The sequence below is a fragment of the Nostoc sp. genome (assembly GCF_036919815.1).
In the GTDB taxonomy this organism is placed as follows: Bacteria; Cyanobacteriota; Cyanobacteriia; order Cyanobacteriales; family Nostocaceae; genus Nostoc.
The window spans coordinates 1-24,905 of record NZ_JBALCE010000047.1 but is presented as its reverse complement, the minus strand read 5'-3'; the positions used below and the strand labels follow the sequence as shown (position 1 = coordinate 24,905).

At 42.2% G+C, this 24,905-nt stretch carries 21 protein-coding genes; 9 read left to right on the top strand and 12 right to left on the bottom strand.

All coding sequences use genetic code 11. The features are described from left to right. Positions 1-131: 131 nt before the first annotated feature. Positions 132-1,232 (bottom strand): D-alanine--D-alanine ligase family protein, encoded by a 1,101-nt coding sequence (locus tag V7K15_RS12175; RefSeq protein WP_334905759.1) that lies wholly within the window; start codon positions 1,230-1,232, stop codon positions 132-134. A gap of 405 nt (positions 1,233-1,637) precedes the next feature. Between V7K15_RS12175 and V7K15_RS12170 the strand changes: the two genes are divergently transcribed. Next, complete coding sequence (locus tag V7K15_RS12170) at positions 1,638-3,329, top strand: NAD-binding protein (RefSeq protein WP_334905758.1); 1,692 nt, start codon at positions 1,638-1,640, stop codon at positions 3,327-3,329. Between the two features lie 206 nt (positions 3,330-3,535). On the opposite strand, the gene def is transcribed toward V7K15_RS12170, so the two are convergent. After that, positions 3,536-4,066, bottom strand: a complete 531-nt coding sequence (gene def / locus V7K15_RS12165; RefSeq protein ID WP_334905757.1) for a peptide deformylase — start codon at positions 4,064-4,066, stop codon at positions 3,536-3,538. Between the two features lie 144 nt (positions 4,067-4,210). Continuing rightward, positions 4,211-5,464, bottom strand: coding sequence for an HhoA/HhoB/HtrA family serine endopeptidase (locus V7K15_RS12160; RefSeq protein WP_334905756.1), 1,254 nt, complete (start codon positions 5,462-5,464; stop codon positions 4,211-4,213). A gap of 164 nt (positions 5,465-5,628) precedes the next feature. On the opposite strand from V7K15_RS12160, the gene V7K15_RS12155 reads away from it, so the two are divergent. Together V7K15_RS12155 and dnaA are read left to right on the top strand one after the other, a co-directional pair. Beyond that, positions 5,629-6,915, top strand: a complete 1,287-nt coding sequence (locus V7K15_RS12155; protein WP_334905755.1) for an RNA-guided endonuclease InsQ/TnpB family protein — start codon at positions 5,629-5,631, stop codon at positions 6,913-6,915. Positions 6,916-7,053: 138 nt separating this feature from the next. After that, a complete protein-coding gene (dnaA, locus tag V7K15_RS12150; protein ID WP_334905754.1) occupies positions 7,054-8,436 on the top strand; it encodes a chromosomal replication initiator protein DnaA in 1,383 nt (460 codons plus the stop codon). A 730-nt stretch (positions 8,437-9,166) separates the two neighbouring features. Here dnaA and V7K15_RS12145 read toward each other — a convergent pair. The 4 genes from V7K15_RS12145 to V7K15_RS12130 form a co-directional block, all read right to left on the bottom strand. Then, entirely contained in the window at positions 9,167-9,433 is a 267-nt protein-coding gene (locus tag V7K15_RS12145) for a DUF5615 family PIN-like protein (protein WP_334905753.1), read from the bottom strand. Then, positions 9,430-9,726, bottom strand: coding sequence for a DUF433 domain-containing protein (locus tag V7K15_RS12140; RefSeq protein WP_334905752.1), 297 nt, complete (start codon positions 9,724-9,726; stop codon positions 9,430-9,432). Before V7K15_RS12140 ends, V7K15_RS12145 begins: the two co-directional genes overlap by 4 nt. A gap of 42 nt (positions 9,727-9,768) precedes the next feature. Further along, on the bottom strand, positions 9,769-9,987 hold the full coding sequence (locus V7K15_RS12135; protein ID WP_334905751.1) for a hypothetical protein: 219 nt from the start codon (positions 9,985-9,987) through the stop codon (positions 9,769-9,771). 232 nt (positions 9,988-10,219) lie between these two features. Further along, positions 10,220-10,726, bottom strand: coding sequence for a hypothetical protein (locus V7K15_RS12130; protein ID WP_334905750.1), 507 nt, complete (start codon positions 10,724-10,726; stop codon positions 10,220-10,222). A 163-nt stretch (positions 10,727-10,889) separates the two neighbouring features. Between V7K15_RS12130 and V7K15_RS12125 the strand changes: the two genes are divergently transcribed. Further along, entirely contained in the window at positions 10,890-12,764 is a 1,875-nt protein-coding gene (locus V7K15_RS12125) for a serine/threonine protein kinase (protein ID WP_334905749.1), read from the top strand. Positions 12,765-13,389: 625 nt separating this feature from the next. Here the strand turns inward: V7K15_RS12125 and V7K15_RS12120 are convergent. From V7K15_RS12120 to ndhL, 4 genes are all read right to left on the bottom strand, one after another. Next, complete coding sequence (locus V7K15_RS12120; protein ID WP_334905748.1) at positions 13,390-14,064, bottom strand: heterocyst differentiation related protein; 675 nt, start codon at positions 14,062-14,064, stop codon at positions 13,390-13,392. Positions 14,065-14,295: 231 nt separating this feature from the next. Beyond that, positions 14,296-15,123 (bottom strand): tryptophan synthase subunit alpha, encoded by an 828-nt coding sequence (gene trpA / locus V7K15_RS12115; protein ID WP_334905747.1) that lies wholly within the window; start codon positions 15,121-15,123, stop codon positions 14,296-14,298. An 82-nt stretch (positions 15,124-15,205) separates the two neighbouring features. Then, positions 15,206-15,517 (bottom strand): DUF3007 family protein, encoded by a 312-nt coding sequence (locus V7K15_RS12110; protein WP_292800972.1) that lies wholly within the window; start codon positions 15,515-15,517, stop codon positions 15,206-15,208. Positions 15,518-15,541: 24 nt separating this feature from the next. Then, a complete protein-coding gene (gene ndhL, locus V7K15_RS12105; protein WP_334905746.1) occupies positions 15,542-15,754 on the bottom strand; it encodes an NAD(P)H-quinone oxidoreductase subunit L in 213 nt (70 codons plus the stop codon). 1,093 nt (positions 15,755-16,847) lie between these two features. Between ndhL and V7K15_RS12100 the strand changes: the two genes are divergently transcribed. Beyond that, a complete protein-coding gene (locus V7K15_RS12100; RefSeq protein WP_334905745.1) occupies positions 16,848-18,167 on the top strand; it encodes a hypothetical protein in 1,320 nt (439 codons plus the stop codon). 12 nt (positions 18,168-18,179) lie between these two features. Here the strand turns inward: V7K15_RS12100 and V7K15_RS12095 are convergent, their stop codons facing one another. Beyond that, complete coding sequence (locus V7K15_RS12095) at positions 18,180-19,100, bottom strand: lysylphosphatidylglycerol synthase domain-containing protein (protein WP_334905744.1); 921 nt, start codon at positions 19,098-19,100, stop codon at positions 18,180-18,182. A 434-nt stretch (positions 19,101-19,534) separates the two neighbouring features. Between V7K15_RS12095 and V7K15_RS12090 the strand changes: the two genes are divergently transcribed. The 4 genes from V7K15_RS12090 to V7K15_RS12075 form a co-directional block, all read left to right on the top strand. Then, positions 19,535-20,101: a DUF6658 family protein gene (locus tag V7K15_RS12090; RefSeq protein WP_334905743.1), complete on the top strand. Its 567-nt coding sequence runs from the start codon at positions 19,535-19,537 to the stop codon at positions 20,099-20,101. Between the two features lie 98 nt (positions 20,102-20,199). Further along, entirely contained in the window at positions 20,200-20,799 is a 600-nt protein-coding gene (locus tag V7K15_RS12085) for a hypothetical protein (RefSeq protein WP_334905742.1), read from the top strand. Between the two features lie 882 nt (positions 20,800-21,681). Beyond that, positions 21,682-23,217: an AAA-like domain-containing protein gene (locus V7K15_RS12080; RefSeq protein WP_334905741.1), complete on the top strand. Its 1,536-nt coding sequence runs from the start codon at positions 21,682-21,684 to the stop codon at positions 23,215-23,217. Beyond that, positions 23,210-24,905: AAA-like domain-containing protein (locus tag V7K15_RS12075; protein WP_334905740.1), on the top strand; the 1,696-nt coding region annotated here is incomplete at its 3' end. The genes V7K15_RS12080 and V7K15_RS12075, both read left to right, overlap by 8 nt.

The window sequence follows — 24,905 nt, the reverse complement described above, 5'->3', positions numbered from 1 at the left end:
TAAAATTTTCGATTTAAGTAGCTTTTTTGTAAAATATACGCTACCAAATCTGGCTAACTTTTGCCACAATTCTGTATTTATTCTGACTTTTTAGCGTAATAATCTGAAAATCACTTCGTTTATTTTCTCTGTCAGCTAGGAGAATGCCTTTCTAGAGCAAGTTGAATTAAGCGATCAACTAATTCTGGAAACGAGACTCCACTATGATCCCAGAGTTGAGGATACATACTCGTTGCAGTAAAGCCTGGTAACGTATTGATTTCGTTAATCAAAACTTCTTTTGTCGCTTCCACGTAGAAAAAATCTACCCTTGCTAACCCCGCAGCGTCAACAGCTGCAAAAGCTTGCAAAGCCATATCCTGAATTTGACGGGCGATCGCATCTGGAATTGGTGCAGGTATCAGTAAATCTGCCCTACCCTCAGTATATTTAGTTTCATAATCATAAAAATCGCTGTCATAAGTAATCTCTCCAATGACAGAGGCTTGAGGTTGATCATTACCTAAAATGGCACACTCGACTTCCCTAGCTACAACACCAGCTTCTACAACTAACCGTCTGTCATAACTGGCAGCATTATCTAAGGCGGCTTCTAATTCTGGGCGCGATCGCACTTTGGCAATACCCACGGATGAACCCAAATTAGCAGGCTTGACAAAAGCCGGATAGCCTAATGCTGCCTCAATTTCATCACAGAGTTTCGGAAATATACAAGGATTAGACCAAACCTGCGCTCTAGTGATCGCCTTATATTTTACCTGCGCTAGTCCCGCTTGCTCAAAGGCCATTTTCATCGCAATTTTATCCATCCCCATTGCCGAACCTAACACCCCAGAACCAACAAAAGGAACTTGCATCAAAGTGAGTAACCCTTGAATTGTCCCGTCTTCACCGTTTGGGCCGTGGAGAATCGGAAACCAAACATCCACTTGGGCAACTTGAGAGGGAGATTGCCATTTGCTCAGGGTTTGGGCTTCCGGGTTGGATGTCAGATTTCCCTCAGAAGTTGATTGTTCAGATTCCAGTAGCGGACTGCCGGTTGCTAAAACCTTTTGGGGTGCTTCTCCTGCTAGCCAACGTCCATCTTTTTGGATGTAAAAAGGCAGTATTTGGTACTTAGTAGCATTTTCCTCTGCACTTAAAGCTTTAGCGATCGCCCGTGCTGAATTGATTGAAACTTCATGTTCTCCCGAACGACCGCCAAACAGTAACCCCACGCGCAGCTTAGTCATTTTCGGTTCCTCAACACTTCTCAAGCAGATAGCGTATCACAACCTACAAAAGTTGCCATATTTTTCTAGATTATTTTATGAAAGCATCCCAAATTTTGAAATTTACTATTATCCTGCCTGAAGATAGGAATAAGAGAATGAGGAAACGAACCGCTAAGAACGCTAAGAGCGCAAAGGTAAGAGAGTTGTAAAGGGTTTTTGCATCAGTCCCGTGATTTTTTGAAAAATTAGGATGCTCTTTTATTTTATTGCCTGTTCAAACCCTGGCTAGAGAAATACCTCCTGCCTCCTGTCTCCAATTAAAACAATCGTGTTGTCAGCTACAGTTATATTCCAGAAAAATGGGCAACAATATTCATAAATAACTAGAAATGCAGCCCTAACTATAAAAGATGCTGCCGTTTCATGAAACCCCGAATAATTGTTTGTGGCTTAGGACGTACCGGATATAAAACCTTTCGTTTGCTGAGACAGCAGGGAGCCTTCGTTGTTGGCATTCATCACCAATCTATCCCTGGCGAAACAACAGGAGATGTGATTGTTGGCGATTTACAAGCAGCTGCTACCCTAACAGCAGCAGGGATACAACAGGCACACACTTTAGTAATCGCTGGATCTAAAGATGCTCTGAACTTGTCTATTATGATGCAAGCGCGAGTGCTGAATCCCCAGATTCGGATTATCAACCGTTTTTATAATACAAATTTAGGGGAGCGCCTAGATCAAAGTCTGTCAGACCACTTGAGTCTGAGTGTTGTGGGATTAGCAGCACCCGTATTCACCTTTGCAGCACTGGGAAACCAAGCGATCGGACAAATCAAATTATTTCAGCAAATTTGGCCAATTCACGAAGAATACATTGATGAAAACCACTTCTGGAAGGGTCGAAAGCTGAGTGAATTGTGGTCAGATCGATCGCGGATGCTGATTTATTACTTGCCAGCCGAAGGTGAGATGGATTTAGTCTCAGCTGTGATATCTGGACAAGAGATACAAGTAGGCGATCGCTTAATTGTTGGTACACAACCTCGCATCCGTTCTCCTCGGAGATCATTAATTAAAAAACTGCTGAAAGTCCTGACTAATATTAGGCAGTTTCAGCAACACGGGCGATCGGTATTGGTGGGTGCGATCGTACTATTGACCGTTATTGGGATTGCGACATTCACCTATATGTCGGCTGAGTTGAGTGTGTCTCCTGTTGATGCTCTATATTTCTCTGTAGGCATGATTACTGGAGCGGGTGGTAATGACAAAGTAGTAGAAAATGCTCCTAACAGTATTAAGTTATTTACCGTTGTAATGATGCTGGTGGGAGCAGTGGTGATTGGTATTTGGTATGCAATGCTCACCGATTTTGTCTTAGGAAGCCGCTTTAAGCAATTTTGGGATGCAGCCCGAATTCCGCAGCGATCGCACTACATTGTCTGTGGCTTGAGTGGTATTGGGGTGAGAATTGTCCAGCAACTCCATGCCAGTGGACATGAAGTTGTCGTAGTTGAACCCGACTCCAACAACAAATATATCAACACCGCCCGCGAACTAGGTATTCCTGTAATTCAGGGTGATGCCAGCTTTCGCACAATACTTAAAGCCAGCAATATAGACTCTGCCGCCGCCGTGCTTGCTGTTACTAGCAATGATGCTACCAATCTGGAAATTGCTCTCAAAGCCAAAGGCTTGACACCTAGCATTCCGGTGATTGTTCATTATGCCGATCCCGATTTTGCTAGCATAGCGCAACAGCTATTTGGCTTCGAGGCCGTACTGAGTTCGGCTGAACTAGCAGCCCCAGCTTTTGCTGCTGCTGCACTGGGGGGACGCATCCTTGGCAATGGCATCGCAGCAGATAGTCTTTGGGTGGCCTTTGCGACTGTGATTACACCTTCACATGGCTTTTGTGGTAAGTGGGTAAAAGATGTAGCTATGTCTGCTGAGTGTATACCTTTATATGTAGAAAAAAATCACCAAACCCTTCACGGCTGGGATTTATTAGAAGCTAACCTCAGTCCTGGGGATGTTTTGTATATGACAATGCCAGCAACACGGCTATATCAATTGTGGCGAGACGAGCGAGTTTGCGAATCACCCGCTTAAGGCGATTCCCACAGTCATTGCAACCCGGAGATCCCCGACTTCTTTGAGAAGTCAGGGATCTTGTTTCTCACGAACGATTCCAGATTGCTATACACTACTCCCCACTCCCATTTATGGTAATTAAGCCTCTCTCCGCTTGCCTAACGGCAGGCTGACGCCAACGGGGAGAGGTTTGGAGAGGGGTCTTAATTGATTTTCGGAGATGTCTAATGTTTAACGATTCGTTCTTGATATTCCTGCTCAGTGATCATATCGAGAGTGTTCTCTAGACGATCTACAAATACGATACCATCGAGATGATCATATTCGTGTTGAAAAATCCGAGCGATAAAATCGGTTAATTCTTGCTTTTGTAAATTGCCTTGATAGTCAGTGTATTCCACTTCAATAGCTTGATATCGAGGAACTAACCCCCTAATTCCTGGAACACTTAAACAACCTTCCCAATCTTTGACAACTTCAGTTGAATGACCAATAATTTTGGGATTAATCATAGCAGTAGGTTCCATTTCCGGGGCGTTGGGATACCTAGCATTAGGATGGGAAGCCACAATAAATAAACGATAAGATTGTGCTACTTGAGGCGCAGCAATTCCCACACCGTTAGCCTTGGTAACAGTGGCGATTAAGTCTTCAATTAATTTTTGGATATGTTCATCTTGAATATTCTCAACCCAAGCAGATTTTTGCCGCAATGTTGGATTGCCTAATTGAATGATTGGCGGTAATTCAGTCATGATAAAACTCTTTTAAATAATGGGGAGTGGGCTTGCCGTGAGCCTAGCCGAATGGGATTGGGCTTGCCGTGAGCGTAGCCGAATGGGAATCGGTAAATTTTTAATAACAGAGGCGATTAATCGCCTCTGTTATAACTCCTAACTTTACTCTTCACGTCTCATGGGCAAAGCAGCAGGTTGGATATCTACTTTCACAATTTGCCGATTGCGTTCCACTTCTATTGGTAACTTAGTACCGATTTTGCTATTTTCTACTAGCTTTTGTACGTCTTCAATTTTAGTAACAGGCTGATTATTAATCCTTTTAATCACATCACCAGCTCGTAATTCAGCCGCAGATGCAGGCGATCGCGGCACAATATCAACCAGCAAAACGCCCTGATCTGCTGTAAGATTGAAGCGATCGCCGACGATATTTTTTATTCTTTCTTTATTTTCTGGTGTCAATGTCACCATCTGAACACCCAAATAAGGATGATCCACTTTGCCTGTAGCAATTAATTCTTGGGCAATTTTTTGCACTGTATTAATGGGAATCGCAAATCCCAAACCTTGAGCGCCTTGGATAATCGCTGTATTCATCGCAATCACTTGGCCACGGGTATTTAACAGTGGACCACCGGAGTTACCAGGGTTAATCGCAGCATCAGTTTGAATGTAATCAACCCGCTTATCACTAGCACCGATATCACTACTAGAACGACCTGTTGCACTAATAATCCCAGAAGTAACGGTATTATTCAAGCCTAACGGATTACCGATCGCAATTACCGCCTCTCCTGGTTGCAAGGTATCGGAGTTACCCACAGATAGAGTTGGCAGATTATTAGCGTCAATTTTGATCGTAGCCACATCCGTTACCGGATCTTCACCCAAAACTTTACCATCAAAAGTCCGGCCATCTTTGAGTGTGACAGTAACTCTATCAGCACCGTCTACCACATGGGAATTCGTCACAATTTGACCTGATGAATTAATGATAAATCCAGAGCCACTACCCCGCTCTACCCGTTGTCTAGACTGTGGCGCATTGTCTCCAAAAAACCGCCGGAAAAATGGATCGCTGTTAAATTCGTCTGGTCCGCGAGAAGTGATTGTTCGGGAAGAATCAATGCGAACTACCGCAGGCCCCACTTGTTGCACGACTTTCACCACAAAATTAGGATCTCCAGACGAAGAGATAATTCGCGGGGGGAAAACTACCGGATTGGGTTCTATTGTCTTTTGGGCTTGAGTCTCACTTTGTTGAGTCTCAAACGTCTTAGCAGGTAGAAGAGAGCAGCTCCCCAAGAACACCACTGCTACCCCAGATGAGAGCATCCACAACCCCTGGGGTAAACCCCTGGTATTAATCCTTTTGGGCTTTTTGGGCGCTGAGTGATGGTTTGTTGTCTTCATGTGTCGTTGCTTCTCCGTGTCAGTCAGTGGGTGTTAGGATCTTGCCTACCGAGTATGTCCCAAAATGATTACCGAAAAATTGGGTCTAGAGCTACGCACTTCTAGGACCGCTTTATATTCTATTATATTGTTTTATCTGCAATATTCTATGATAAAATATACAAATGATAGTAAGAGAAGCCAAGCTACTAAAGGGGACTAAGGAGCAATACCAAGCTCTTGATAATGCTATTCGCGCTGCCCAATTTATTAGAAATAAAGCAGTTCGTTATTGGATGGATAATCAAGGGGTTGGTAAAGCTGACTTATATAAGCTGTGCAAAGACTTAGCCTCGGAATTTGACTTTGCTTTGAAGTTAAATTCTGCTGCGCGTCAAGCCAGTGCCGAAAGAGCTTGGGCTGCTATCTCTAGTTTCTATAAGCGTTGTAAAAAGCAGGAGAAAAATAAAGCGAAAAACGCGGACTTGGGGTCTCCCCAAGTGGAGCGGTTTTTCAAGACAGGTTATCCTAAATTTAAAAAGCATTCTCGTTCAGTAGAGTATAAAGTGTCAGGTTGGAAACTATCTGATGATTGCAAAATTATTACTTTCACAGATGGCTTCAAAATTGGTTCTTTATCTGTATTCTGCAATCAGGAAATGCGCGTTGACCTTCATCGACTTAAAATCAACCGTGTCCGCGTGGTACGCAAGGCAGATGGATATCATGTGCAATTCTGCTTTGATGCCGAACGCAAGGAAGAGGGGGTATATACAGGCAACGTTGTTGGATTGGACTTGGGGTTAAAATATTTCACCAAAGACCAAAATGATAATGCTGTAATTTATCCCCAATTTTTGAGAAAGTCAGAAGGTCGACTTAAAAAAGCTCAGAAGCGGTTAAGTAAAAAGTTTGTTTTAGGTAAAAAACCTCAGTCAATCAATTATCATAAGTCGCGGAAACGATTAGGTAGAGTTCATCTAAAAATCCAAAGACAGCGTAAAGATTGGGCTACAAAGCAAGCCCGATGCGTAGTGGCATCTAACGATGTCGTCGTCTATGAAGATTTGAAGATTGCGAACATGGTCAAAAATCACCATTTGGCTAAGTCGATTTCTGACGCTAGTTGGTATCAGTTCACTCAATGGTTAGACTACTATGGGAAAATCTGGGATAAAGCAGTAGTAGCGGTAACGCCCGCTTATACATCTCAGGACTGTAGCCATTGTGGACATAGAGCAAAAAAGTCACTTAGCACCCGAACTCATTCATGTTCTAACTGTGGGATAGAAATTTGTCGGGATACAAATGCCGCAACTAATATCCTTAAAAAGGGAATGAAAATGTTAGGGATACAGTGGCAAAACAGTACTTCTGGGCAAGAAGGATCTGCCTCTATTGAGGGAAAGCATGGGGAGAAGACCACCAATACTATTGATGGGAAACCTGATATAGCAAGCGGATTTCTGTGAACCATGAATTAGAATCCTCGTGCGTTTACGCCGAGGAGTATGTCAAAACTTAAAGCTTATTCTAGGTCTAGCGTATCTCAATGCTAAATTGGTGCTTTCATCTTCTATTGTGACGATTAGCAGCAAAGGTGGTGGATAATGGAAATTCCCATAGAAAGTTTGTGGAGTCAGGTACTAGAGCGCCTACAGCTTGAACTATCCCAACCTACCTTTGAAACTTGGATCAAAACTGCTAGTGCAGAGCGATTAGAAAATAATTGCTTAGTTATCCGCACTCCTAACCCATTTGCTCGTAATTGGTTACAGAAGTATTACATCAATACCATTGCTCATGTAGTACAAGATATTCTCGGTCATCCTGTAGGAATTTACATTACCGTTGCTGAAGGTGATGAAGTTTCTCATTTTAGTGAACGAGAAGTTTCTTGGGAATCACCACATCCCAGCCGGATTTCGGAAAGTATTCCTAATCACAATCAAAAAACTACTGAATTAAACTCTAAATATATCTTTTCGCGGTTTGTAGTTGGTGCCAACAATCGGATGGCTCACGCTGCTTCTTTAGCAGTTGCAGAATCTCCAGGTAAAGAGTTTAATCCTTTATTTTTATGTGGTGGCGTAGGTTTAGGTAAAACTCATCTTATGCAAGCTATTGGTCATTATCGCTGGAAAATTTCTCCAGATTGTAAAATATTTTATGTTTCTACTGAGCAGTTTACTAATGATTTAATTACAGCGATTCGTAAGGATAGTATGCAAAGTTTTCGAGAACATTACCGTGCTGCTGATGTTTTATTAGTTGATGATATTCAGTTTCTTGAAGGGAAGGAATACACCCAAGAAGAATTTTTTTATACTTTTAATACTTTACATGAAGCTGGTAAACAAGTTATCATTGCTTCCGACCGTCCTCCTAACCAGATTCCTAGCTTACAAGAACGTCTTTGTTCTCGGTTTTCTATGGGCTTAATCGCAGATATCCAAAAGCCAGATTTAGAAACGAGAATGGCAATTTTGCAGAAAAAAGCCGAGTATGAAAATATTTCTCTTCCCCGCGATGTGATTGAGTATATTGCTTCTAACTATACTTCTAATATTCGAGAATTAGAAGGAGCTTTAATTCGAGCAGTGGCTTATGTTTCTATTTGGGGCTTACCGATGACTGTGGAAAATATCACACCAGTTTTAGAACCCCCTAATGAAAAAATGGCAGCTACCCCAGAAGCAATTTTAAAGGTTATAGCGGATAATTTTGATCTTTCTATAGATGACCTCAAAAGTAACTCGCGGCGAAGAGAGATTAGCTGGGCGCGTCAAATAGGAATGTATCTAATGCGCCAACACACGGCTCTAAGTTTGCCGAGAATTGGCGAGGAGTTTGGTGGTAAAGACCATACAACGGTAATCTACAGTTGTGACAAAATTACTCAACTTCAGGATAGCGATCGCACTTTAGCACAAACACTACGCCAACTGAGCGATCGCATCAATATGACTAGCCGTTCCCAAAAACCATCCTGAAGATGGATTTAAGTTTTCCACAACCAGCAATCTGATTATTAGCTTTGACAGTTGAATAATTAGTCGAGAATATTAAGTAACCTATAAAAATTGATTAAATTTAACTTAGATTAGCGAAAATACATTACTTTTTGGGGAAAAAACTGTGGAAAACTTCATATTTTCTCGGAAAACTTAATTAAGTATAATTACCTTGTGGAAAAGTATTTGAGTTTTTCCACAAGTTTTCCACAAGGTAAACTTGCCTAATATCATATCCCATTGAACACAAATTCCTGACTTTAATCCCTCTCTTTAGTAAGGCTACGGTGTACATACTAGTATTGTCCGTATAGGCTTCAACTGTTCTAGCCCCATAAATACCATAATTTTGGGTGACTTGAAACTCCACTTATCCTTATAATTTAAAGGTTAGGGCAACGAAACCAAGTTTCAGGTGGAGTTTTAGACTTGTGTGTACACGTACACCATAGAAAAGAGGATAAGCGCAGCTTTGGTGGGGTGGGGTTCAATGGGTATTAAGGGTAAGTTAGCAAAATTGAAAGTGCGTAGGCGTAGCTCGTCGTAGACATCGCGCTGACTATTCAAAGTATGCAGAGATTGTGAGTAATTGGCTATGATATTACGTTTATTCCCCTATCCAAGTCCTAAGAAACTCTACTTGGTTTTCCATTGACTCTGCTGACTTAGCTGCAACTAATCTCAAAATACCACGCATCAGTTCTCCGATTTAGTAAAGTTGCTGCTGTACTAAAATCATTCCTGAGTGAGGTTGTTCTTGAGTCAAGAAAGCTGTGTGTAAACTATAAAAATCTCGAATGTTAGAACTATACAAAACGCGACCTTGCGACCTTGCCCAGATTAATTGTTCTTCATCAGGAAAGCTCAATCTGTTAACACTTAGAGTCGTGATGACATCTACATCCCGATTTTTCAGAGCTAACACCAATGCAGTATCACCAGAATCCTCATCCATATACAAACGAATTCGACTCACGACTGTCTGCTTGCTCTATGTAATGATTCTATCCGGTCAGCTTCTGCTTGTTCTTCAGCAATATCATTATCAATTTCTTCTCGATTTATATGATAGTAAGTTAATGCCGCATAAACTTGTGCAATGCTTAAATGCCCAATTCGTGCAGCAATCTCTTCTGCTCTCAAACCTTGCTTATACCAGATGGCAATTCGTCGCACTGTGACATCAGTTCCAGCAATAATCGGACAGCCCCCATGAATTCCAGGGTGGCGGGTAATGAGAGTGCCAATATCAATAATAGTAGTTGACATAGTTGATAATAACTGTTATTTTACTATCTATTTTAGTCTCATTTAGGAGATTGTGACGATACCTTCTCTACGAGAGGCTACGCCAACGGTGAGCTTTCCTACGGAACGCTGCGCGAACGCTAACGCACTTTCTATTAACCAACTGCGATCGCACCAAGTTGAAATTACACCTTGCCGTTCCAACATAGTCAGGTATTTAGCTAGTTCATTCTTTAGGGGTTCGTCGTTATGAGAGTAGGAACAGAATACCTTGAGCGACACCAGTGATACCTCTGCAATTTTAGGTCTTTAGAAGTAATATAAATTACACTTTTCATAAATTATAGTATGTTTGCTTATTGCACCGGGCAACTGGAATTCGCGCGCCAGGTGCTTCAAGTCGGCGGAGCCGACGGCAGTCACTCATGGGGGAAACCCCCTGTTCCCGCGCTGCCTCCCCAACGCACTGGCTTGGCTCTTCTGCTTATTGATACTGACATTGCCTCCTTCATCTTCAAAGGTCGTGACTATGCTGACCCTCTGGCAATTTAGCAAACGCTTGCTCAACTAACTCCTTTGTCTTAGCATCTAAATGCAACCAATCAACTTCACCCAGTTCATCAATTAAACTAGTATCAATATCAGCAGCTTCCTCCTGTGGGGTGTATTCCAGAAAACACACTTGATAACACAGTTCCCACAAATCGATACTCGCTTGTTGCTGTTGACGCTCCAAACGCAGATGATATCCTGGATGGGGCACAGGCAGACGAGTAAGAGTCTCTCTGATTTCATCTGCTTCTTCCGGCGTTGCAGTTTCCATCGTTTGCAACAGTTCAGTCACCAATACTTTAATTTCATCAGTGGTGCTAGCCGGCCAAATCAGGACATCGTGGTAAGTTCCCGTCCAGGAAGATTCATCAAGCAGCTTGCGGATATTGTCGATAACGCGAATGAAAGCAGGTTGCATGAGGATTTCAGCCTGCTGCCATGCAACTGGATTTGTTATTTTCGGTGGCATTGGTAGTAAACAGGGACACTAAAAGAAAAATAAACAGTCTACGTTTATTAAAAAGCTGCGTTTTTAATCTAAATCTTTTCTCAAGATAGCGGATTTCATTGAAGAAAATTTGGAGATATTTATTACTAGCTGGAAAATTAGGTAATAACTCTGGGGAGGGAATATGATCGGCAAGCTACTAGACCATCGTTACCAAGTAATTCGAGTCCTCGCTATGGGAGGATTTGGTCAAACCTACATTGCCCAAGATACTAGGCGGCCAGGCAATCCCATCTGCGTTGTCAAGCACCTCAAACCCGGAACTGACCCCAGAGTTTTTGATACTGCTAAACGCCTATTCAACAGCGAAGCTGAAACCTTAGAAAAACTAGGCAACCATGACCAAATACCCAGGCTGCTAGCATACTTTGACGAGAACCAAGAATTTTATTTAGTACAAGAATATATTGAAGGACATACTCTAGCTGAAGAACTTATACCTGGTAAGCGCTGGAGTGAAAGCCGAGTAATTCAACTATTGCAAGAAGTTCTGGAAATTCTCGAATTTGTCCACCGCCAAGGCGTGATTCACCGCGACATCAAACCGGATAATATCATCCGTCGCGTCTGTGATCATAAGTTAGTTTTAGTAGACTTTGGTGCAGTGAAGCAACTACGTACACAGCTGGTAACAGTGGGGGGACAACCTTCCGCTACAGTAGTTATTGGCACTCCTGGCTATATGCCCACAGAACAAGGGCAAGGTAAACCCCGTCCTAACAGTGATATCTATTCCCTCGGCATTATCGCCATTCAAGCATTAACAGGATTATCGGCAACAGAATTGCAAGAAGACCCGGAAACGGGCGAAATCATTTGGCAGCAATCAGTAACCGTGAACTATCGACTGGCGGCAGTGTTGTCCAAGATGGTGCATTATCACTTCAAAGACCGCTACCAAAACGCCACGGAAGCACTGCAAGCATGTAAAGACACGATTAATCCTGTCCCTGCACTTTCCACACCTCAAGTATCTCGACTACAAACGGTTGCAGTTGCACCAGCGAATCCTCTCAAACCTACCCATAAAGACTCTAGCAAATCCGACCCATGGCCAATATTAATTGCCATATTATTGGCAGGTGGTGGGGCTGCATTGGTAGCAAATGTAGCTCCCAATGTGAAAAATTTAGCTGCTAATCTTACAGGTAAGGATACCGCCTTAGTAAACAAATGCTCGGCTGTTGTCGTCGGAAATTCTAATATCCGTTCTGAACCTAGTTCGATAAATTCTGATAATGTTTTGCAAACTGTTACTGATAACACCAGTTTCGAGGTAACTGGCAAGCGAACAAAACGAGGTTGGATAGAAGTTAAACTTAAATCTGGTCGTTTGGCTTGGGCATACTCGGATGTGATAGCCAATAATCAAGAATGGGGTTCTTGCCTGCGCGAAAAAGGCATTGCAACTAAGACAGTAGATGATGATACCCTGATTGCAACTCGACCAATTCCCAAGCCACAACCAAAATTGAGGAATGTATCAATTCCATTACCAGAAAAGCCGGAGAGGTCAACTGTCGATGGGGGGAAACTAGAGCGATCGCAGCCTAGGGATCACAGTGCCAATATTATAGAACAAGCAAGACAGAAGTATGAATCAGGAGATATAATTGGAGCGATCGCACTTTTAAAATCGGTTCCGGCAAATGCTGTTTCTGGTATCCAACAGACAGGTAAAGTAATTGCCCAGTGGCAGCAAGATTGGGCTAAGGCAGAGGCGATATCTAATGAGATCAACAAAGCGCTAGATGATGGAAAATGGGATAAAGTTTTAGATTACAAAAACCATCCAGAAAAGTTGCCTAATACTCAATATTGGCGAAATAGAATCGAACCATTATTTAAACAAGCAGCCGAAAATCTGGCAAAACAGGCACTATCTAAACTAGAAAATCAAGGTAGTCAGAAGAGTACCCAACAGAAACTTCCCGATACTAAGCAACCTGCCACTACAGAGAGTCCTAATCCTACAGAAACTCCAAAAGGCGGCTTTTAACAGTTACAAGTGTTTACGGGTTACTAATTTTCTTAATGCATTTTTTACCTCATTTGTCAATGCGTAAGTTGTATAACTATGGAAATGAGAAACAACATGGGCAATAACAAAATTGAGGTTACTGGAATAAGCAAACCTCTACTAAGGCTGATTGATGAGCGAGTGAGGCACTTTGGAGGCGACAGAGCAGTGTATATCCGTGATTTGATTGGAAAGGGATATCTTTGGCACATCACACGGAGATAAACATACATTTGCAGAGTTTGGTACAAAGCCTACTTTTGACTCACAACAATGGAAAGCGGACATGGAATTATTAGCTCAAAGAGCGGAACAAATACCAGTTTTACCGCCAGAATCCTTTACTCGTGAAAGCTTGCAAAGAGTACAACATCATGATACATCTGCAATTCCTTCCTAACTATACATTTTACCGCAGTTTACAGTTGCCGAAGGGCGATCGCAGACTGCGGTAAGTTGAAGGAAAGGCAATAATACTTGTGATAGACAATATTGAGTCAGCAATGGTGATTTGTCTACGCATTGTTGATGATTTTAAACTACAGATGCACACAGATAATTCATCTGTGTGCATCTGTATCCATCTATGATTTTATTTTCCCTTTTAGTGCATTTCGTCGTATTCTGGGGTTTCAACTCGTCTTGCTTCCATCCGAGAAGCAGGCAGAAACTCAGCGCGACGGATTGGAACCAAGGACGGCGTATTTCCTTGATAGGGATGAATCACTTGTACAGTACGGGCTGGACGCTGCCGGGGTGAAAATAAAGCTAATACCCCAGCAACGACAACACCACCACCAATAGTGAGAGTTGCGCCTCCCACAGCCCAAAGCATGGGTGAAGACCACCAAGGATTTTGCGGCTGGAATGCTGCTGCTTTTTGTTGGTTATTCTGCTGGGCTAATTGCCACTGCTGCTGAGTATTAAAATTTTGGACTTGTCCTTGGATTTGTTGATTTTGCTGCTTTAGCTGTTCCTTGAGCTGTTCATTGTCATTTTTTAAACGCTCTAGCTGCATCTGCGTGTTCAACTTCTCCATCTCCAGACGCTGGTCAGAACTGGCAGCAGTCGGTGGCTGAACCTGACCGGGATACACTGGTTGCCCATAGGGGCTGTAAGGATACATTTGTGGCTGCATTCCCGGCGCTACTACAGTTCCTGGGATTTGGGACGCAACAGCAAAGTTAGGTTGTAGGGGGGTATTTGTTCCTTTGAGCAATACGAGAGCCGCCAGCCCAGCTACGGCAACCCCGCCGATAAATGCCATACTCTCACTCATCGCCTTTGCTCCTCGATCGCAACGTAACTATAATCATTTGTGGCTGACTCACTCTCACACTCATAATTTATGCCTACTTGATTTCACATAATACTCAAACTATAAGCAACTATATCAACTAGTTTTTTTAGATCATCACATCTGATGTTAATATTCAAGACCATAATGGTCAAATTGTCTACTAAGCAAGGATAGAAAAACTAGATTGTTATACTTTTTTACTTTCCCTCTCTAATCAAGAGGAGTATTTATGCTGGTGTTGGTAGTCATGATGGCTGCTTTGAGACTTTGGCAAAATTCGGCGATCGCATTTAGTCCTTGCTCTGGGGTATCTTGGGCTAACCGTTTCACAAAAGCGCTACCTACGATCACGGCATCTGCGCCCCATTCCCTTGCCTGACGTGCTTGTGCAGCTTCGGAGATCCCAAAGCCGACACCGATGGGTTTATCAGTAACACTACGAATTTCTTTGAGTAAATCGGATACGCGGTTTTCCAGTTGCGATCGCATTCCTGTAACCCCTGTGACACTAACTAAATAAATAAATCCTTGGGAAGAACGAGCGATCATTTTTATCCGTTCAGCAGAACTGGTGGGAGCAACCAACAAGATTAGGTCAATTCCCATCTCACTAGCTGGTTGGAGCAACCCGGCGGCTTCTTCCAAAGGCAAATCTGGGACTACCAATCCTGCTACCCCAGCCGCCGCAATTGCAGAGAGAAATTTTTCAATCCCCCGGTGCAGAATTGGGTTGTAGTAGGTAAATAAGACAATGGGCGATCGCAATTTGGGAGTAATCCCTTGTAACATTTCTAGCACCTGCTCCAATTTCGTTCCCCTTTGCAGGGCGCGGGTAGCAGCAGCTTGAATCACTGGCCCATCTGCCAGAGGATCGGAGTAGGGTATACCTAGTTCAATTATGTCGGCTCCACTACGATCTAGAATCTCCAAAGCTTTTGCTGTTGTTTCTAAATCTGGATCACCAGCAGTAATAAACGGAATCAGAGCGCACTCACGATTGCGCCCAAGAGTTTCAAAGCAATCAGAAATCGCAGTCATTTAATCAAGTATCAATAGTCAAATGTCAAGAGTCAAGAGTCCAAATTCTAGACTTTAGACTCTTGACTCATCAATGATAACTTTACACCTGAGATTGCTCTTCTTGTTCTATTTCAGCTTGAATTCTTGCTAGTTCTTCGGGAGTAAGCTCTTCTAGCCGCTTTTGCAGAAAGTCTTGCTCATACTGTTCGCGCTGTTGGTGGTAGGTCATTTTTTGTCCCATCGCCCGGAAAAAATAGGTAGCTAACCAGCCAACTAACCCACTGAATAGTAAGACTTGGCTCCATATACCAGCTTTCTGATTATCCAAACCGACTAGCTGCAATCCTAGATAGGCCAAGCCGCCAGCAATAAAAACACCCAAGCCAATTCCAATAGCGTCAATCCGTCGCATGAGAATTATGACCTACCAATTTCGTTAAACTTCAAGTTGTCGCCGTTGGGGTCGAAAATTTACAAACGGCGATAGAACCAACAAACCCGGAAAGAAGAAAAACACCAAAAAGTACATAAAGACACGCTCAATGGATGTAGCTACAAACCAACGCTGCTTCAGGTACAGCAAAATAGCGATCGGGATTACCAAAAGGTAAGCTCCAGCCAAAATCAGATACAGCAGGGCGACAATCATAACTTTCAAGTCTTAAGCATCTGTTTTCCATCATAGGCTGAAGAGCTAGACTCAGGAAAGTATAGTGATTAATGCTTTCAACACAACTGTGCCAGAATTCGTCATTTATGTCCAGATTGACTGAGAAAAGATATAATTTATGCTATAATCAAGAATCCACTGGCAAACAAATGCTCTAGTCAGACAAGATCGAAAACTCATCCAGATTGATTATCAGAAAACAAGGAAGACTTCCAACTCTGGAAAACAATTGTACAATCTGGAAAAAATATTTTCAATCTAGTTGGACAAAAGACACAATTGATGGTGGAATAGATGAGGAGGTATTTACTGCCTCGAAAAAATAACTAGTTACACTAGTTGCTAAACACCAACGGGGGTGTGGCGGAATGGTAGACGCTACGGACTTAGATAACTGAGCCTTGGAGGAGAAATCCCTCAAGTGGAAGCTCTCAAACTCAGGGAAACCTAAATCTGACAACAGACATGGCAATCCTGAGCCAAGCCGAAAAAAGTCGTGAGTAATGAGTACTGAGTAGTGAGTAAATTAAAACTCCTAACTCCTAACTCCTAACTCCTAACTATTCGGAAGGTGCAGAGACCCGACGGGAGCTACCCTAACGTTAAGTCGAGGGTAAAGGGAGAGTCCAATTCTTAAAACCTGAGCTGGCTATTGCTATTAGGTAGCAGTGAAAACTGCGGAAGAATGAAAATCCGTTGACCCTAAAAGGTCGTGTGGGTTCAAGTCCCTCCACCCCCATTAAAAATTTAAAATGCCAAAAGACTCCTATAGAAAATATGGGCGGGTTGTATCTAATCATAGATGAACTCGCCCATACATTTGTTTACTGGTTCTGATACTTAGAGACTATTTATAATTTATTTTACAAACAAACCCTTAAAAGTAAATAATTTTACTGAAGTATTTCATGAAGTATTAAACAATTTATGTTTAATACTTTATTTATAGTCCGAGTTTATCAAATTTGTGTAAAAAGATTACTGAATCTTTCAAGAATAGATTGATGCTACTGTTCACCAAGGTAAGCTGGTAATAATATGAACAGGAAGCCTTTTTGTACTGAGAACTGGAATGACCGCTAATAGTTTCTCAATTAGTCAGCAATATCCGCATTTTGTGACATCTAAATCTAGACAGCTAAATGTGCAAATGGCACAAGAAGAGGTTTATAGCTTCTTCGTGGGAATTGTCAAAGAATTGTCGCCAGATGATGTTTTACGGGAATTCAAAGGTTTATTTATAGACGGTCTTGATTCACAGTATGCCCATTCTATACCTGGGATATACAGCATTTTTTTAAAAGATAACGAACAGGAGTTCTGTAATACACTTAAGCGGTGTACCTATATAATAATTAACAATTGGACAACTAACAGAAAAGACAAATATATCCAAGAACTAGTTAATTTATTTGCGAATGAAAGCCTGAAAGTTAAGACCAAGAATTTCCCAGATATAAATATCTGTAAACGCTGGCTGGACAATTTCATAAATAGCAAAGACTACCAAGAACTAAAATTATTTGCTGGTAAGCATGATGAATCATCTAAAGGTCATTGGGCTAATCGCTACACTTCCTATTTATTAATTGATCAATCTGTTAATGAGAATAATCCCAGAGAGCAACAAGAGGCTGCTAGAAAGCTTTCGAGACAGATAAAAGACAAATTTAAGTTTGAACTGGCAATGTATATTGCTCGTTCTCAATCTGCCGTCTCAAGTACAACACGCTACAAAAATCCCAGTGTTTTGGGAGATAACGTTCTGCGTTTAATAAAAACAATTGTTTTAAAAAGGGGCGTATTTAGCCATGAAAATATTGCCAATATATTTATCACGCAAACTCAAAAGCAAACTCTTGAAGAATTTAAAATAAGTATAGAAAAATATCTATTTTTTTCTGTAGATAATCAAGAAGTAGTCGAGACTTTGCGGCGGAAGTTCGCAGAGAATTTATCCCTATGGAAGAAAGATTATAGTCAAGAAATTATTACGAAAGAATTGTTCTTAAGAACTTGTAATCGAGTGATTGATTCTTTGACAACAGAAAATGGTCAGGAACCTTCGTCATTATTTATATTATTGCTTACCCAAGGTCACTCTCTAACATTAGTGATTATACTGCTAAAGACTATTTTGATTTCTCGAAATTCCCGCAGGCATTTAGAAATTAGGATTGCTCATCTGATTCGTTATTACGAAAAATATCCTGAAGATGAGTGTAAGTGGGTAATCAATTTTATGGAAGTCTTTAATATCACGTTTGCAATCTATGCAGAAAACGTAGAATATAACTTAATTAAGATGGAAGAAGAGCAAAGCAATAATTTGCAGTTAAATCTAGATGGTTATCGTGTGTTTTCACAGATGAAGGTAGATAGACAAAAATGAGTGTCGCCTGATTCACCATTTAGCGAGGTGTTCGTCTAACCAAGCGAAGGCAGCACCCGCAGTTTCAGCTAGAATACTAATGAGGCGATATAGAGCGATCGCACTAAATACTAGAGCAGATGGAAAGTGGTGTCGTAAAAGTTCATACGCAGTCGCTTCAAACACACCTAACCCACCGGGCGCACCCGGAATGACAAACCCTAATAACCAAGCGCAACTAAAAGCCCCTAACAATAAAGGAATTTGATTCACATTCAAGGAACCCAGGGCGAACATAGTTAATATAAACCCAGTGGCGCGTAGTCCCATAAAGCCCAATTCTCCTAATAAAGGTCGTAGGGGATAGCTTTTAAGAGTGAAGGGAACAGTTGACTCACTGGTGACAGCAGACTTTTTTGCTTTGAATCTATACAAAAAGCGAATAACTGGGTTTAAAAACCAAGGATGAATCGCACAAAGGACTACAGCTAAACTCAGCAATTGTAATATTTGTATAACAACGGTAGTATTAGCTGCCGCAAACTGGCTAGTGCATAGGACAATAATGATTAAAGCAGCCGCTAGCATGAGTAAAGGTTCCAACAAAACGCTTAAGGTGGCTGCACCAGCAGAAACATTGGCATTTTTAGCGGCGACAATTCGCCCGTAGTGATGCCAGATATTACCTGGTAAATACTTAGCAATGTTCGTTTTTAGGTAAACTTGGATAAATTGGGTAGACGATACAGGTTGATTTAACTCTTGTAAAATCCAAGTCCAGATCCAGCCAGCCCAAGTATGTGCTAGTAAAGTGATGCCTGTTGCGATCGCTATAATTGCCCATCCTACCCCATGAATGCGGATAGCAGTTACCTCAATCCAATTATCCTTCAAAGCTCTAGCTAAAAAAAACAGCGTTCCGCCCAAAATTATCCAGCGTAAAAATTGCTTCATCAATTTAGTGATTTAACGGTGAGAGCAACAAGGGCTGAATACCTCAAGTATTACAGTACATCAGCTAGCTATCCAAAGCTTTTGAAGTATTAAAATAATTCGTAATTCGTAATTAAGTTTTGTAACGAGAATAAAGACAAGAGCCACAAAAGTTGCTGCTTACTTAAACGCAGGGAATTTATTAAACAGGTCTATGTAGTTCTTTTTCACAAAAGGATATGATTTTATTTTATATCTTCCTAGAGTTAGATATAAATATTCTATCAATCATAATTAAAATGTGGCCTGCGCTAGAGGTAAAGTTAATTTTATTATTCATATCCTTGATAGAGGTTATCAAAGATTCGGCAAGCAAAACAAGCACAATGATTTGCTGACCAATCCAACGATTCAGCAAACTATTAGCTTATGAATATTTTGGTCAGGAGGACTACGTGAAGGCTGTAAGAGTATTCTTGAAAAAAATTAGATTACGCCAGATATTAACTATCTTTTTCGCTGGACTAGTGTTGATAGTTAGCACTGCTTGTAGTGGGGCAAATGCTCAAGGTGCAAATCCCCAAAATCCTGCTGTACAAGCTGGCGGAGCAAACAATCCTTATAAGAACGGTGGAGACAAGTATACCAACTACAGAATGTCCACCGATCCGAAAATAGCAAACCCAAAGGCCAATCAGGGGCGCGACCAAGCTAGCTTACAACCAAATTCGCAATTATTGATTGCTACAAAGGGAGAATCGGAAATACTTTATCCTGGTGGCGAGACACCAGCAGGTCGAGCTCAAAAAGAAGCAGAACTGCCAATCATCACAGACAAGGACTTTCAAGAACCTGAAGCAGGTGGTTTGATTCAGAATGAACCAAATTTAGGAACTCGGGTTCAAGAGCGTCTTGAGACTGTAAAAGAGGCTGTTGAAGAAGCTTCCGGCTTTTTGAAAAATAAGGCAGATGAAGCGGGTGCCAGACCGGAATTACAAAAAAATCCAGCAGTAGGCAGATAGAAGAATTATTTTGTCTCAATGCTTGAGATTTTAAATAGATTCTAAATGCCATCTTGGTTGAAGTTTAACTTAGTCACAAAAATGCAAGGAGTAGAAGTATGAAAAAAATAGGTACTTGGCTGAAAAACATTCGTCCCTTGAAAGTTTTAACTGTTTTTTTAGCAGGAATGTTCTTATTTCTGACACAAGCTTGTGGTGATCCAGGAATAGCAACACCGCCACCAAAACCTGAGGCTCAATCACCTTATTCCAAACGCGTAGATTCCACAAAAAATACTCCTCTCTCTGCTCCGGCTGGTGGGATAAATAACTTTAGTGATGTAGATCCCAGAGCGCAAGATGAAAAGGCAGCGAATAACACAGGTGATGCGCTAGCGAAAAATTCTCAAAAAAATATTGAGCAGAAGGGAATTGACAGTCAAGACCAATATGGCGAAAATTACCAAAAAGGTACACCCTTTGGTGAAAGAGTGAAGAACCTGGGTGAAGATATCGGCAGTTCAGCTGAAGAAGTTCGCAAAGGTGTTGTTAAGGGGACTCAGCGAGGAATTGAAAATCTCAAGGGTAATACCCAGAATGCTGCCGAAGACGTGACAAAAAATGTTCAGCGTGGGGCTGATGATGCTGGTAAAAATGTTCAGCGCACAGCTGAGGATGCAGGCAAGGCAGTGAAGAGGACAATCAAAGACGTTGATTGAGATTAATTATCCAATCTCCTGCAAAAATATGAAAGCGCCCACAGACCTTTAGTCTGGGGCTACCGAAAGAAAGCCTGCATGACAGGCTTTTTTTTGGGTTTTAGGTGGGGTTTAATTCCCTTGAACTCCATTAATGAGTCTTTGAACTTTATTATATAGATAGATATCTCCAGAAATTAAATATACATTATCCAGAACTCTTGTAGAGACGTAGCATTGCTACGTCTCTACATTCATTTTTCATGGTATCTGGAAAACCTCTCTCTAAATCTCTCTCCTACAAAGCTACGGTGTACACACAAGTCAAATTACCCCCCTCAATCCCCCCTTGTAAAGGGGGGAAGCCGGAAATCTAGTTCCCTCCCCAATCCATCGGGGAGGGTTAGGGTGGGGTAAAACCAGATTCGTAAATTACTTCAGATTTGTGTGTACACCGTAGCCTACAAAGAGAGAGACTTTGAATTTTCTCCCTTCCCGTGTCGGGAAGGGGGTTAGGTCTTTCGTGGGCTTTTAAATTGTCAGGTGTCTAATGAGCCTTTGAACTCCGTTAATGAGTGTTTGAACTCCGTTAATGAGTGTTTGAACTCCGTTAATGAGTGTTTGAACTCCGTTAATGAGTGTTTGAACTCCGTGAACGAGTGTTTGAACTCCGTAAGCAATTTTTTTGTGGTGCTAGTAATTGCCTGCAACTGCGCTGTAGTAGAGTGTATTTAATTGATAGCGCTGTGAATAAAATCCTGATTTATTCAGCTAATCCTCAAAATAGGGAAAAGCTGCCCTTAGATGACGAAGCACAGAATTACCTAACTTCTGTACAAGATTGACTCGCAATTAGACAAGCTTTTCCACTCAAAAAGCTGAAGGAAAACAAGGTTAATAGTAATGTTAAACTCACAGGCTAAACGCATCTTCATCAGCTATAAGCGTAATGTTAGCCCCGATGAACCGGTGGCGCTACAAGTCTTCCAAGCACTATCGCCGCAGCACAAAGTATTTATCGACCAAACCATGTCCGTTGGCACACGCTGGGCTGAATGTATTGAAGCAGAAATCCGCCAAGCTGATTTTATAATTACTTTCCTTTCAGCCTTGTCAACCAGCAGCGAGATGGTGGTAGCAGAAATAGAGACAGCACACCACTTGGCAAAATCACAGTCAGGACGACCGATAATTCTCCCAGTGCGTCTGGCCTATCAAGAACCATTCCTGTATCCCTTGAGTGCTTACTTAAATGGGATTAACTGGGCGTTCTGGAAAGATGAGAATGATACGCAGCGCCTGATTGCAGAGTTGTTGCAAGCTGTCTCTGGTGGTGCATTGGCTATCAGTGCAGAAAAATCGAAAGCAGATTTACTCGATATGAGTCAGCCGTCACTCCTACCGCGTCCTTTTCCTTCAGCACAGCCTGTGTCGCTGGAAATGCCGGAAGGGACAATGGAATCGCAATCTGCTTTTTACGTGGAACGCTCATCTGATCCACTTGCTTTGCAGACTATTGAGCGGCAGGGTGTGACAATTACAATTAAAGGCCCTCGGCAAATGGGCAAAAGTTCGCTGTTAATCCGCACAATTCATACTGCTGTGAATGGAGGGAAGCGGGTTGCTTTGCTGGATTTCCAATTGTTTGATAAAGCCGCCCTCACTAATGCTGATCTTTTCTTTCGCCAGTTCTGTAGTTGGTTAACTGATGAACTGGAAATGACTGACAAAGTTGATGAGTATTGGAATATGCCTTTGGGCAATAATCAGCGTTGCACTCGCTATGTCGGCCGCTATTTGCTCAAAGAGTTTGGCAACCCCATTGTCTTAGCGATGGATGAAGTTGAAAGGGTATTTGATACTGATTTTCGCTCTGATTTCTTTGGAATGCTGCGAAGCTGGCACAATAGCCGCGCCACTACTCCCATCTGGAAGCAACTGGATTTAGCGCTAGTTACTTCCACTGAACCCTACCAACTAATTGATAATCTCAACCAATCTCCCTTTAATGTTGGGCTAGTAATTGATTTAGAGGACTTTACAGCAGTACAGGTTGCTGACCTTAACCGCCGTCATGGTTCACCCCTTAACGCCAGTGAAGAAAAGCAATTAATGGCGTTGCTGGCTGGACATCCTTATTTAGTACGCCTTGCACTCTACTCAGTTGCGATCGCTCGCCTCGATCCTACCGAACTATTTGCCAATGCGATCGCAGATAATGGTCCCTTTGGCAATCATCTACGTAACCACCTTTTTCGGTTGCATAATAAACAGGAGTTAGTTCAGGGTATGTTCCAAGTAATTCACCAGAACACCTGTGTAGATGAGCGCATCTTTTTCCGCTTGCGGGGTGCAGGTTTAGTGCGCCGGGAAGGGCGTGTAGTGTTTCCCCGTTGTCAACTTTACAGCGATTATTTCCGGGAGCATCTGCGTGGTTAATCCAACTATTTACACCGTAGGCGGAACTGTACAGGCTGGCGGTGGTATTTATATTCCTCGTCAAGCTGATGAAGAATTGCTCAGTCTGTGTCGGTCGGCAACTTTCGCTTATGTCCTCACACCGCGCCAAATGGGTAAATCTAGCCTGATGGTACGCACAGCAGAAACATTAAGAGACGAGGGAATTTGCTCGGTAATTGTTGACCTTCAAGAATTGGGGGCAAATGTCACAGCCGAACAGTGGTATTTTGGCTTTTTGGTCAAACTCGAAGACCAACTGATGTTTAATACAGATGTGGTTAGTTGGTGGCAAGAACACGAGCATTTAGGAGTATCGCAACGGCTGACACAGTTTTTTGAGCGGGTTTTGCTGGCTGAGGTTGAAGGGCAAGTTGTGATTTTTGTGGATGAAATTGACTCTACCCTCAGCCTGGATTTTACCGATGATTTTTTTATAGCGATTCGTTATCTCTATGTTGCCCGTGCGACTAATCCTGAGTTTGGGCGGCTTTCTTTTGTCTTAATGGGGGTAGCGACTCCGGGCGATTTAATCCGCGATGCCAAGCGCACACCGTTTAATATTGGACAGCGTGTAGATTTAACTGATTTTACCGTTGAGGAAGCTTTACCCTTAGCTGAAGGATTGGGATTATCCAGCAATGAAGCCAACCAGATATTACGCCAGGTGTTGAAGTGGACAAGCGGACACCCATATTTAACCCAGCGTCTTTGTGGTGCATTATTAGCCGAAAGTCGAGAACTTGTAGAGACGCGATTCATCGCGTCTTTGGAAATTAAGAATATAGACAAAATAGTTAACAGCACATTTTTCGGCACGATGAGCGAGCAAGACAATAACCTGCAATTTGTCCGCGATATGCTGACTAAACGCTCACCAGACCCACAGGTTTTGACTATTTACCGCGAGATTCGCTGGGGTAAGCGGGCGGTTGTGGATGAGGAGCAGTCTTTAGCTAAATCTCACTTGAAGCTATCGGGGGTGGTGCGGCGGGAGAATAATGTTTTGCGGGTGCGAAATCAAATCTATCGGCAAGTCTTTGATGATAAGTGGATTAATAAACATTTGCCGTTTAACTTGCGGGATAGGTGGGAGCGTTTAAAACCTGCACTCCCTTATGTGGCGGTACTGGTAGTATTTTCGGTTTTAATGACGGGAGTGGCTGTGTATGTGAATGGCCAACGTAAGATTGCCCAAAATGCTCTCAAAGAGGTAGAAAAACGGCAAGTAAATTCAGAAATCCTTATCGAAAGTCTCAAATCACAAAATCTGCTGGCATCAAATTTACAGGTTGAGGCTTTAGTAGCAGGCTTGAATTTAGGAAAACGACTCAAAAGACCAGATAAGAATGTAGAACCAGATACCCGCGTCTTAGCAGTAGCTTCTCTTGAGCAAATAGTTTATGGAATCAAGGAACGTAACCGCCTAGAAGGTCATAGCAGTTTGGTTTCTAGTGTGGCATTTAGCCCCGACGGTCAAACCATTGCCTCTGCCAGTGATGACAACACGGTGAAGCTGTGGAATCGCAACGGGCAACTCTTACAAACTCTCCAAGGTCATAGCAGTTCGGTTTCTAGTGTGGCATTTAGCCCCGACGGTCAAACCATTGCCTCTGCCAGTGGTGACAAGACGGTGAAGCTGTGGAATCGCAACGGGCAACTCTTACAAA